The organism is Nocardioides sp. SYSU D00065, assembly GCF_017916425.1.
Taxonomy (GTDB): Bacteria; Actinomycetota; Actinomycetes; order Propionibacteriales; family Nocardioidaceae; genus Nocardioides.
Genome location: NZ_JAFMSX010000003.1, coordinates 244092 through 255994, shown reverse-complemented (window position 1 = coordinate 255994; position 11903 = coordinate 244092). Strand labels below are relative to the sequence as shown.

The following is an 11903-nucleotide window of genomic DNA, read 5'->3' as shown; positions in this document are numbered from 1 at the left end:
CCCGATCCTCGTCGGGCTGGGAGGATGCCGGCATGGACGTCGACGTCAGCGCCGGAGGCTTCTGCGGCGTCGTGCTCGCCGGAGGTACGGCGGCCCGGATGGACGGCGTCGACAAGGCGAGCGTCGAGCTGGCAGGTCGGACGTTGCTCGCGTACGCGGTCGACGCCTTCGTCGACGCCGACGAGGTCGTCGTGGTCGGCCCGGACGGCGTCCGGACCGAACGCCCGGTGACGTTCGTACGGGAGGACCCGCCCCGTGGCGGGCCGGTGGCGGGACTGCTGACCGGCGTCGACGCGCTGCTGCACCGCCCCCGGGTCGTCGGCGTGCTGGCGGTCGACATGCCGCGGGTGACGCCGTCGACGCTGCGGCGGCTACGCGCGGCGGCGCAGGGCCACGACGGGGCGTTCCTGGTCGACGGCGACGGCCGGCGGCAGCTCGCGGGCGTGCTCGACGCGGCGCGGCTGGACGGCGTACGCCCCGACCGCGAGCAGCAGCACGGCATGGCGATGCACCGCCTGCTGGCTCCGCTGGACCTGGCGGAGGTCCGCGCTGCGGGCGACGAGGGGGTCGACGTCGACACCTGGGCCGACCTGCGCGACCTGCGCGGCTGAGCCGCTCGCGCAGCGTCCCGGGCCGCGTACCGGCTCCCTTGCCGCGCGCCGGTGGGTTGCGAGACATTGGGGTCGTGAATCTTCACGACTGGATCGATGAGCTGAGCGACGTCCTCGACGTCGAGGCCGAGGTCGACGAGGGCCTGGTCCTCGACCTGGCTCGGACGGCCGCCCAGAACGTGCAGAAGACCGCCGCGCCGATCACGGCGTACCTCCTGGGGATCGCCGCCGGCTCCCGCGGCGCCGACCCCGAGGCGGTCGAGCGCCTCGCCGCGCGTGCCCAGCAGCTCGCGGAGAGCTGGGACCGTCCCGCCGACGCGCGCGATCCCGACGACATCGACGACGACGTGCCCGACGACTCCACGGTCGACCACTCCACCGACCTCTACGAGGACTGAGCGGCGTGCGCGCGGTCGTCACCACCGGCACCGGTGGTCCCGAGGTCCTGTCCGTCGGCGAGGTCGACGACCCCAGCGTCGGTGCCGGCGAGGTGCTCGTCGACGTCGTCGCCACCGCCGTCAACCGTGCCGACACCCTCCAGCGGCAGGGCTTCTACCCGCCTCCGCCCGGCGCCTCCGACGTCATCGGTCTCGAGTGCAGCGGCCGGATCGCCGAGGTCGGGGCGGGGGTCGAGGGCTGGTCGGTCGGCGACGAGGTGTGCGCCCTGCTCGCCGGTGGCGGGTACGCCGCCCGGGTCGCGGTGCCGGCCGGACAGGTCATGCCCGTGCCGGCCGGCGTCTCGCTGGTCGAGGCCGCGAGCCTGCCCGAGGTGGCGGCCACCGTCTGGTCCAACGTCTTCATGACCGCCCACCTGCAGAAGGGCGAGCGCTTCCTGGTCCACGGGGGTGCCGGCGGCATTGGCACCATGGCCATCCAGCTCGCGGCCGCCCGCGGGGCGGAGGTCTACACGACCGCCGGCTCGCCCGAGAAGCTCGAGCTGTGCCGCTCCCTCGGCGCCCGGCCGATCTCCTACCGCGACGAGGACTTCGCCGAGGTGCTCCGCGACGCCGGCGGCGCCGACGTCATCCTCGACAACATGGGGGCGAAGTACCTCGAGCGCAACGTCTCCGCGCTGGCCACCGGCGGACGGCTGGTGATCATCGGCATGCAGGGCGGCAGCAGGGGCGAGCTCGACATCAACGCCCTGCTGCGCAAGCGCGCCTCGGTCACCGCCACCTCGCTGCGCGCGCGCCCGGTGGCCGAGAAGGCGGCGATCTGCTGCGGCGTCGTCGAGAACGTCTGGCCGCTCGTCGCCTCCGGACAGGTCCGTCCCATCGTGGAGACCACGATGCCGCTGGAGGACGTGGCCCGGGCCCACCAGCTCATGGACGACGGCGGGCGGGCCGGGAAGATCGTGCTCACCCTGTGAGTTCCACCGCCCTCGGCTTCGGGTTTGCGCCCTGGGTTTCGGGTGGGCGGTGCGTGAGCCACATTTCTGGCGGCTCGGACGTGGCTCAGCCACCGCTGCCAGGGGTTCGGGGTACGCCGGTCCCCGTAGCGGTGCGTGAGCCACCATTCTGGCCGCTCGGACGTGGCTCAGCCACCGCTGCCCCAGCCCCCGGCGTCTCGGCGTACGCCGGTCCCCGCAGCGGTGCGTGAGCCACATCCCCAGCCGCCCGCATGTGGCTCAGCCACCGCCACCCCAGCATCCGGCGTACAACCCGACCCCCAGCGGTGCGCCAGCCACATCGCCGAACGCCCGCATGTGGCTCAGCCACCGCCACCCCAGCACCCGGCGTACAACCCGACCCCAGCGGTGCGCCAGCCACATCCCCAGCCGCCCGCATGTGGCTCAGCCACCGCTCGCCGGGAGCGCGTCACGGACGGCGTTCTAGGGTGGGGACATGACCGAGCACCAGCAGCCCGAGCCCACCGCGAACGACGACCAGGTCGTGGTCGTGGGACCCGACGGGCAGCCGATCGGCACCATCCCGGCGAGCGCGCTCCCCACGCAGCAGCAGGTCGCGAACGGCGGCGACGGCGAGGACCGTGACGGCGAGCGCCACATCACCGAGCTCGTCGAGCAGCCGGCGAAGGTGATGCGGATCGGGAGCATGATCCGCCAGCTCCTCGACGAGGTGAAGGCGGCCCCGCTCGACGAGGCGAGCCGCCAGCGCCTCAAGGAGATCCACGGCGCCTCGATCAAGGAGCTCGAGTCGGGCCTCGCGCCCGAGCTGGTCGAGGAGCTGCAGCGTCTCTCGCTGCCCTTCACCGAGGGCGGCACCCCGTCCGAGGGCGAGCTGCGGATCGCGCAGGCGCAGCTCGTGGGCTGGCTGGAGGGACTCTTCCACGGCATCCAGACCGCGATCTACGCCCAGCAGATGGCCTCGCGCGCCCAGCTGGAGCAGATGCGCCGCGCCCTCCCGATGGGACAGGGCGGACAGCCGCAGCAGCAGCCGGGCGCCAGGCCCGCCATGCCCGGCGGCGAGGCGCCGGAGTCCGGCGGCCACTCGGGCGGCATGTACCTCTGACGCCGGCGGGCCCGCTCAGCGGCGGGCGAGACGGCGTACGACGACCAGGCCGAGGAGGCCGATGATCGCGGCCGCGGCCCCGGGAGCCGCCGTGCGCGCGAAGCCGGCGGGCGGGGAGTCCTCCACCCGCGTCAGCTCGGCCGTCGGCGGCGGGGGCGGCTCGATCGAGGTGCCCTCGCCGAGGAGCGCCTCGACCCGCTCGACCGTGGCGGGGTTGGCCACGCTCGTGCCGCCGCAGCTGTCGGCTTCGTAGGGGGCGGCCGTGCCGGTGGCGAGGAAGACGAAGCTGTCACCGACGTCGAGCGCACCGAGCCCACAGGCGTTGCGGCCACCGGCGGAGACGACCTCAGTCGTGCGCTCCGGGGTGCCCTGGTAGGTCCGCGAGGCGGTGATCTCGTAGGCGTGCCCGTCCCCCTGCTGCTGGACCCGGTCGACGGTGCCGAGGAAGACCACGTCCGCGCGGGAGACCTGCTGCTCGAGCTGGCCCTGCCGGCACGTGCACGCGGCGGATGCCGGGGCACTGGTCGTCGCGACCAGGCCGAGGCACGCGAGCAGCAGCGCGGCAGCGAGGCGTACGGCACGGAGCATGCCGGCAGCCTATCGAGACAGGCCGAAGAGGTCGGTGAGCACCGTCGCGACGCCGTCCTCGTCGTTGCCGGGCGCGAGGTGGTCGGCGATGTCGCGCACCGACGGGTGCGCGTTGGCCATCGCGTAGGAGGTGCCGGCCCACTCCAGCATGGGCAGGTCGTTGGGCATGTCGCCGAAGGCGACGACGTCCTCGGCCGCCAGGTCCATCTCGGCCGCGATGGTGGCCAGCGTCGTCGCCTTGGTGACCCCCGCGGCGCTGATCTCGACCAGCGCGAACGTGGACGACCAGGTCGTGGTGGCGAGCGTGCCGACGGCGGCCTCGACGCGTCGCCAGAAGTCCTCGGGGTCCAGGTCCTCGTGCACGGCGAGCACCTTGACGACGTCGTCGGTCCAGATGGACTCCCACTCGCCGCGGTCGGAGTCCTGGTCGTCGGGGTGCCGCGGGAACGTCGTCTCGCTCGCCCACCCCGAGGTGTGCTCGATCGCGAACGTCGTTCCCGGCACGGCCGCGCGCACCAGCTCGGCCACCTTTAGGCCCACCTCGCGCGGCACCGCGCGGAAGTCGCGCACCCGGCGGGCGGCGACGTCGTACACGATCCCGCCGTTGCTGCAGATCGCCAGCCCGTGGCCGCCGACGGCCTCCCACAGCTCCTCCATCCAGCGCACGGGCCGGCCGGTGGTGAACACGACGGGTACGCCGCCGGCGTCGAGCTCGTCGAGCACCGCGCGGGTGCGGGCGGAGACCCGGCCCTCCGGGTCGAGCAGCGTGCCGTCGAGGTCGGTGGCGACCAGGCGGGGGCGCGCGGCCCGCACCTCAGTCACCTGCAGGCGGGAACCAGCGCGACAGCTCGACGGCGGCGCCCTCCTCGTGGACGGGCGCCGTCACGGCGTCGGCGGCGGCCCGCACCTCTTCGACCGCCTGCCCCATCGCGACGCCGCGACCTGCCCAGCGCAGCATCTCGATGTCGTTGCGCCCGTCGCCGATGGCCAGGACGTCGGCCGCGGTGAGGCCGAGCCGGTCGCACACGTGCTGCAGGCCGGACGCCTTCGAGACGCCGACCGGGGAGAGGTCGAGCCAGGCGGTCCAGCCCACGACGTAGTCGGTGCCGTGCAGGCCCAGCTTGTCGGCGAGCGCGAGGAAATCCTCGGCCGTCGCGGCGGGGTCGCGGATGATCACCCGGCTCACCGGCTCGCCCACGATGTCGTCGACCTCGGTGATGATCTGCTCGCCCGAGATCTCGCCCTCGGGGAAGACCCGGTTGACGCGGTAGCCGCCGACCCCGCGCTCCTCGACCGCGACGAGGGCCTCGGGGTGGTGCTCGAGCACGGCGGCGACGGCCGGCGCGGCGTCGAAGGTCTCCTCGTGCACGACCTCCATCGGCGGGTAGCGGAAGACGACCGCGCCGTTGGACGCCACCACCCACAGCTGGTCGGCGTCCTCGCGCGGGATGTCGAGGAGGTCCGCGATGCGGGTCATCCCGTGGGGCGAGCGACCGCTGGACAGCACGATGTGCGCACCGGCGTCGAGCGCACGGTGCACCGCCTCGTAGACCGGACGGGTGATGGTCTCGTAGTCCTCGGTCTGCCCGTCGACCCACGCCAGCAGCGTGCCGTCGATGTCGAGGGCGACGAGCTTGGGGGTCCAGCCGGCGTCCGGGGCCGCCGTCGCGCGCGGTGCCGCCTCGTCGACCGGGCGGACGTCCTCAGCGGTCAAGGGGCTTCATCACTTCCAGCCCGCCCAAGTAGGGGCGCAGCGCCTGGGGGACGGTGACCGAGCCGTCCTCGTTCTGGTGGGTCTCCAACAGTGCGATCATCGGCCGGTTGGTCGAGCACAGCGTGCCGTTGAGAGTGGCGACGGGCACCGTGCCGGACTCCCCGCGAGTGCGGATGTCGAGGCGGCGGCTCTGGAAGTCGGTGCAGTTGGACGTCGAGGTGAGCTCGCGGAAGCGTCCCTGCGAGGCGATCCAGGCCTCGCAGTCGAACTTGCGCTGCGCGGACGTGCCGAGGTCGCCGGCGGCCACGTCGATCACGCGGTAGTGCAGCTCGAGGGCGTCGAGGAACTCCTTCTCCCAACCCAGCAGCCGCTGGTGCTCGGCGTACGACTCCTCGACGGTGGTGTAGACGAACATCTCCACCTTGTCGAACCAGTGCACCCGGAAGATGCCGCGGGTGTCCTTGCCGTGGGAGCCGGCCTCCTTGCGGAAGCACGAGCTGAAGGCGGCGTAGCGCAGCGGCAGCTGTGCGGCGTCGAGGATCTCGTCGGAGTGGTAGGCCGCGAGCGGCACCTCGGAGGTGCCGACGAGGTAGAGGTCCTGTCCCTCGATGCGGTAGACGTCGTCCGCGGCCTGGCCGAGGAACCCGGTGCCCTCCATCGCGCGCGACTTCACCAGCGCGGGCGCGACGACCTCGGTGAAGCCGTTGGCGGCCGCCATGTCCATCGCCATGTTGACGAGCGCGCGGTGCAGGCGGGCCCCGATGCCGGTGTAGAAGTAGAAGCGCGAGCCCGACACCTTGGCGCCCCGCTCGAGGTCGAAGGCGCCGAGCATCCCGCCGAGCTCGACGTGGTCGCGCGGCTCGAAGTCGAACTCCGGCTTGCTGCCGACCGTCTCCAGGACGACGAAGTCGTCCTCGCCTCCGGCCGGCGCCTCATCGGCCGCGGGGTTGGGGATGGCCTTGATCGCCTCGTCCCACGCGGCCTCGGCGGCGTTGCGGGCGGCCTCGGCCTGCTTCACGCCGGCAGCGAGCTCCTTCACCTGGGCCAGCAGGGCCTGCTTCTCCTCGCCCTGCGCCTTGGCGACCAGCGCACCGCTGGCCTTCTGCTCAGCGCGCCGCGCCTCGAAGTCGGCGATCGCCTGGCGGCGGGCGGTGTCGGCGGCCAGGGCCCGGTCCACGACGTCGTCGGACAGGCCCCGCTTGGCCTGGGCGGCGCGCACGCGGTCGGGGTCGTCACGGAGCAGGCGGGGATCGATCAACGCCGGCTCCCTGCGGTGCGAGGAGCGACGCGAGGCTCGTCGTGGGGTGCGGTCACACAGGGAGGGTAGCCGCCGCTGGCTCGGGGAAAACAAGCAGGTTTGGGCATACTTCGCGGGTGACCCCCGCCTCCCGCACCCGCAGCCTCGCCTCGGCCGGCGTCGCTGCCGTGCTCCTCGGCGTCCTGGGCTTCCTGGTGACGCGCGACCGGTCGCCCCTCGACGCGTTCGACGTCAACGGGCGGCGCCTGGAGGACTGGGCGGACGACTCCTCGCTGCTGGTCGACGTGCTGCGCGTGATCGAGGTCAGCTTCGGCACGATCGGGATGACGGTCCTCACCGTGCTGCTCGCGCTCGCGCTCGTCGTACGACGCCAGCGGTGGGCGGCAGTGCTCGCGGTCGTCGTCATGGTCGCGACGTCGGCCGCGACCTCCGGCCTCAAGGTGTGGCTGGGCCGCGACCGGCCGACCTGGCAGGACACGCTGGGGCTGCACGAGAGCTTCAGCTTCCCCTCCGGGCACGCCTCGTCGACCGCTGCGTTCGGCGCGATCCTGGTGATGCTGCTCGTGCTCTTCGTGCGGCGCACCAACCTGCGCCGCACCGGGATCGCGGTCGTCGTGGCCTGGTGGCTGCTGGTCTGCGTCGACCGGGTGCTGCTCGGCCGGCACTTCCCCAGCGACGTGATCGCCGGCTCGCTGCTGGGCGTCGGCATCTTCCTGGTCACGCTCGCCCTGATCGACCCGCGCCCCCGGTCGATCGCCGCCAAGGCCGACCCGCTGCCGCAGGTGTACGCCTCGCAGCGCCGCCTCGCGGTGATCCTCAACCCGGTCAAGGTCGAGGACGTCGGCCAGTTCCGCTCCATCGTCGCCTCGATGGCCAGGGAGTCCGGCTGGTCCGAGCCCACCTGGCAGTACACGACCGTCGAGGATCCCGGCACCGGGATGGCCGAGCGCGCCGCCGTCGCGGGCGCCGACCTGGTGATGGTGTGCGGCGGGGACGGCACGGTCCGCGAGGTCTGCGCCGAGCTCGCCGGCACCGGCATCCCGGTCGGCATCATCCCGGCCGGCACCGGCAACCTGCTGGCGCGCAACCTCGGCATCCCGCTCTACCTGCGCTCGGCGATCGACGTCGCGCTCAACGGCCAGGACCGCGCCATCGACCTCGTCGACGTCGGCGGGGACGGCATCGAGGACACCCACTTCATGGTGATGGCCGGCATGGGCTTCGACGCCGCGATCATGGAGGGCGTCAACGAGGACATCAAGAAGAAGATCGGCTGGGTCGCCTACGTCCTGTCCGGGCTGCGGTCGCTGATGTTCCCGCCCATGAAGGTCGAGATCCAGATCGACGACGACGAGCCGACCGTGCACCGGGCTCGCACCGTCGTGGTCGGCAACGTCGGCTCCCTGCAGGCCGGCATGCCGCTGCTGCCGGACGCGGCGATCGACGACGGCCTGCTCGACGTGGTGATCCTGCACCCGAAGAAGTTCCTGTCGTGGATCCCCCTCGCCGTACGGGTGCTGCGCAGGAGCCCGACCGTCGACGAGCTCATCGACCGGCGTACGGGCGCGCGCGTGCGGATCAAGGCCTCGGCCGACACTCCCCGCCAGCTCGACGGCGACTCGATCGGCGTCGGCCGCGAGCTGTGGATGGAGTGCGTGCACGGGCGGCTGCTCGTACGCGTCCCGCGCTGAGGTCCGACCGCCGCGCGCCCGGGTCCGGCTGGCCGGGCGCGTGTGCCGGGGTCGGCTCGCCGGGCGCGGGTGCCGGGGTCGGCTGGCCGGGGAAGTGCCGGTCGAGCGAGATCCCTTGATGGACAGACGACGTCTCAGCAGTTCCCCAGCCGGACGGGCACTTCCCGCGGTCAGCTCCACGGGGGAAGTGCCCACCCACCGACATCCCTTGATGTACAGACGACGGTCCCCTAGGCGGACCGGCACTCCCCCGGATGGACCGTCACCTCCCGCGACGGCCCAGCAGTTCCCCAGCCGAACGGGCACTTCCCGCGGTCAACTCCACGGGGGAAGTGCCCATCCAGCGACATACCTTGATGAACGACGGGCGCGTGGGACGGCGCGCTCACCCGACGACGAGGCGGTAGCCCATCCCCGGCTCGGTGAGGAACACCGTCGGGCGGCTGGGGTCCACCTCGAGCTTGCGGCGGATGCTGGCCATGTGGACCCGCAGGTAGTTCGTCTGCGTGTCGTAGCCCGGGCCCCACACCGAGGTCAGCAGCGCGCTCTGCCGCACCAGCCGCCCGCGCTGGCGCGCGAGCACGTCGACGATCCGCCACTCGGTCGGCGTGAGGTGCACCTCGACGCCGTCGCGGGTCGCCCGGCCGTCGGCGAGGTCCAGGCGCAGGCCCGCCACCTCCACCACGACGTCCGGCTCCTCGCGACCGACGCGGCGCGAGGCGGCGCGCACCCGGGCCAGCAGCTCCTCGATAGAGAACGGCTTCGTGACGTAGTCGTCGGCACCGAGGTCGAGCGCCTCCACCTTGTCGTCGGACTCCGTGCGCGCGGAGACCACGATGACCGGGACCTGCGTGAAGGACCGCAGCCGGCGGAGCACCGCGACGCCGTCGAGGTCGGGCAGCCCGAGGTCCAGCAGGACCACGTCGGGCATCCGCTCGTCGACGATCTGCAGCGCCGAGCGACCGTCGCCGGCCGTCTCCACGTCGTAGTCGCGGGCCCGCAGGTTGATCGAGAGCGTGCGCCGCATCGCGGGGTCGTCGTCGACGACCAGCACGAACGTCACGGCGCCTCCTCGGTGCTGGGCGGGGTCGGGGCGGGCAGCTCCAGCACGAACGTCAGGCCGCCGCCGGGGGTGTCCTCGGTCGTGATGGTGCCACCCATCGCCTCGGTGAGCCCGTGCGCCACGGCGAGACCGAGCCCGACCCCGTCCTGCTGCGGTACGTCGCCGAGCCGCTGGAAGGGGGCGAAGAGCCGTTCCTGGTCGCCTCGCGGGACCCCCGGGCCGGAGTCCGCGATGCGTACGACGACGCGGGCCGTGCCGACGCTCGCGTCCACGCGCACCGTCGCCGAGGCCGGTGTGTACTTGAGCGCGTTCTCGCAGATGTTGGCGAGCACCCGGTCCAGGAGCCCCGCGTCGGCGAGCACCAGCACGTCCGGGGCGACGGCCACCTCGATCCGCTCGCCGCCGGCGAGGGGCGAGATGCTCCGGCGTACGGCTTCGGCCAGGGCCACCTCGGTGACGGCGGCGCTGATCGAGCCGGTGCTGATGCGGCTCATGTCGAGCAGGTTCGTGACCAGGGCGGTGAGCCGGTCGGCCTGCTCCTCGATCGTGCGCAGCAGCTCGGCCTCGTCCTCGGCCGACCACGTCACGTCGGTGCTGCGCAGGCTGGCGACGGCGACCTTGACCGCGGCCAGCGGGTTGCGCAGGTCGTGCGACACCGCCGCGAGCAGGGCCGTGCGGGTGCGGTCGACCTCGGCCAGCCGGAGCCGCTCGACCTCGGCCCGGGTCGCGCGCCGGCGCTCCTCCATGACCTTGGCGTAGGCGGCGTACGCGTTGAGCAGGCCGCGCCGGGTGGCGGGCAGGGCGGCACCGGCGAGGACGAGGCTGCTGCGCTCGTCGACGGCGGCCGCCATGTCGGCGCGCTCGACCGAGGTGGGCGGGTGCCCGCACTGCGCCACCACGGTCTCGCCGCCCCCCTCGTCCCTCCGCAGCACGGCCGCGCCGTCGGCCCCGAAGAGGCGGCAGGCCGACGAGAGCAGGCCGGACAGGTCGTCGCTCGAGCTGAGCAGGGTGTGCGCGAGCACGGTCAGGGCGTCGGCCTCCGCGCGCGCGGCGCGCGCCTCGGCCGTGCGCCGTGCGGCGTTGTCGACGACCGACGCGACCGCGATCCCGACCGCCGCGAAGATCACGATGGTCAGGACGTTCTCGGGCTCGGCGACGGTCAGCGTGTAGAGGGGCGGGGTGAACAGGTAGTTCAGCAGCAGCGCACTGGCCAGCGCTGAGACGACCGCGGGGGCCAGCCCGCCGAGGAGCGCGGTCGCGACCACGACGAGCATCAGCGACATCGCCTCGATCGGCAGGCCGTGCAGGCCGCGGGTGGCGTGGAGCAGCGCGCTGAGCCCCACCGGCACGAGCACGCCGAAGACGAGGCCCGCCAGGCGCCGGCGCGCTCCGAGGGCGGCGGGCGGCGGGCGGTCCGACGCGCGCCCGCGGGCGTGGTCGTGGGAGACGATGTGCACGTCGACCTCGCCCGACCCGGCGACCACCCGCTCCCCCACACCCGGTCGCAGCAAGGTCGAGACCCGCCCGCGACGGCTCGCGCCGATGACCAGCTGCGAGGCGTTCTCCGCCCGCGCGAAGGCCAGGATGGCCGCAGCGGGATCGTCGCCGACGACCGTGTGGAAGGTGCCGCCGAGCTCCTCGGCCTTGGCGGCGAGGCTGCCCAGGTCGGCGGGTGCGATGCCGCGCAGCCCGTCCTGGCGGGTGACGTACAGGGCCTGCCACTCGCCGCCAGAGCGCCGATCCGCGATCCGCGCCGCCCGTCGCATCAATGTCGCCGACTCCGGTCCGCCGCTGACCGGTACGACGATGCGCTCGCGTGCGGGCCAGGTGGACTCGATCGCGTGCTGGTCGCGGTAGCGGCCCAGCCCCTCGTCGACCCGGTCGGCCAGCCACAGCAGCGCCAGCTCCCGCAACGCAGCGAGGTTTCCCTCGCGGAAGTAGTGAGACAGGGCGGCGTCGACGCGATCCGGGGCGTAGACGTTGCCGTGCGCCATCCGCCTGCGCAGCGACTGCGGGCTCATGTCGACCAGCTCGACCTGGTCGGCCGAGCGCACCACGTGGTCGGGCACGGTCTCGCGCTGGCGCACGCCCGTGATCGCCTCGGTCACGTCGTTCAGCGACTCGAGGTGCTGGATGTTGACCGTCGTGACGACCTCGATGCCCGCCTCGCGCAGCGCCTCGACGTCCTGCCACCGCTTGGCATGGGTGCTGCCCGGCACGTTGGTGTGGGCGAGCTCGTCGACCAGCACCACGCCCGGACTCCGCTCGAGGATCGCCTCGAGATCCATCTCCTCGTGGGTCGTGCCGCGGTAGTCGATGCGGCGCCGCGGGACGACCTCCAGCCCGTCGAGAAGCCGCGACGTGCGCGGACGCCCGTGCGTCTCGACGTAGCCGACGACGACGTCGGTCCCCCGCTCGAGCCGGCGGTGGCCCTCGTCGAGCATGGCGTAGGTCTTGCCCACCCCGGGCGCTGCGCCGAGGTAGACGCGCAGACGTCCGCGATCCAT

Annotated in this window: 11 protein-coding genes; 5 read left to right on the top strand and 6 right to left on the bottom strand. The window is 73.3% G+C overall.

What is annotated here, in order from left to right; translation table 11 throughout:
- Positions 1-32: 32 nt before the first annotated feature.
- The 4 genes from J3P41_RS14690 (at position 33) to J3P41_RS14675 (ending at position 3082) form a co-directional block, all read left to right on the top strand.
- Complete coding sequence (locus tag J3P41_RS14690; protein WP_210651105.1) at positions 33-611, top strand: molybdenum cofactor guanylyltransferase; 579 nt, start codon at positions 33-35, stop codon at positions 609-611.
- A 74-nt stretch (positions 612-685) separates the two neighbouring features.
- Positions 686-1009, top strand: coding sequence for a DUF6457 domain-containing protein (locus J3P41_RS14685; RefSeq protein ID WP_210651104.1), 324 nt, complete (start codon positions 686-688; stop codon positions 1007-1009).
- Positions 1010-1014: 5 nt separating this feature from the next.
- On the top strand, positions 1015-1980 hold the full coding sequence (locus J3P41_RS14680; RefSeq protein WP_210651103.1) for an NAD(P)H-quinone oxidoreductase: 966 nt from the start codon (positions 1015-1017) through the stop codon (positions 1978-1980).
- 475 nt (positions 1981-2455) lie between these two features.
- Entirely contained in the window at positions 2456-3082 is a 627-nt protein-coding gene (locus J3P41_RS14675) for a bacterial proteasome activator family protein (protein WP_210651102.1), read from the top strand.
- Positions 3083-3097: 15 nt separating this feature from the next.
- On the opposite strand, the gene J3P41_RS14670 is transcribed toward J3P41_RS14675, so the two are convergent.
- Genes J3P41_RS14670 through serS form a run of 4 tightly spaced genes read right to left on the bottom strand, consistent with a single transcriptional unit; the run spans position 3098 to position 6642 of the window.
- Complete coding sequence (locus J3P41_RS14670) at positions 3098-3670, bottom strand: hypothetical protein (RefSeq protein ID WP_210651101.1); 573 nt, start codon at positions 3668-3670, stop codon at positions 3098-3100.
- Positions 3671-3679: 9 nt separating this feature from the next.
- Positions 3680-4483: a Cof-type HAD-IIB family hydrolase gene (locus J3P41_RS14665; protein WP_210651100.1), complete on the bottom strand. Its 804-nt coding sequence runs from the start codon at positions 4481-4483 to the stop codon at positions 3680-3682.
- 1 nt (position 4484) lies between these two features.
- On the bottom strand, positions 4485-5384 hold the full coding sequence (locus J3P41_RS14660; RefSeq protein ID WP_210651099.1) for an HAD family hydrolase: 900 nt from the start codon (positions 5382-5384) through the stop codon (positions 4485-4487).
- A complete protein-coding gene (gene serS / locus J3P41_RS14655) occupies positions 5374-6642 on the bottom strand; it encodes a serine--tRNA ligase (RefSeq protein ID WP_210651098.1) in 1269 nt (422 codons plus the stop codon). The genes J3P41_RS14660 and serS overlap by 11 nt, the downstream gene beginning before the upstream one ends.
- Before the next feature lie 116 nt (positions 6643-6758).
- Between serS and J3P41_RS14650 the strand changes: the two genes are divergently transcribed.
- Positions 6759-8333: a YegS/Rv2252/BmrU family lipid kinase gene (locus J3P41_RS14650; RefSeq protein WP_210651097.1), complete on the top strand. Its 1575-nt coding sequence runs from the start codon at positions 6759-6761 to the stop codon at positions 8331-8333.
- Between the two features lie 385 nt (positions 8334-8718).
- On the opposite strand, the gene J3P41_RS14645 is transcribed toward J3P41_RS14650, so the two are convergent.
- A complete protein-coding gene (locus tag J3P41_RS14645) occupies positions 8719-9396 on the bottom strand; it encodes a response regulator (RefSeq protein ID WP_210651096.1) in 678 nt (225 codons plus the stop codon).
- Entirely contained in the window at positions 9393-11903 is a 2511-nt protein-coding gene (locus tag J3P41_RS14640; protein ID WP_210651095.1) for an ATP-binding protein, read from the bottom strand. Before J3P41_RS14640 ends, J3P41_RS14645 begins: the two co-directional genes overlap by 4 nt.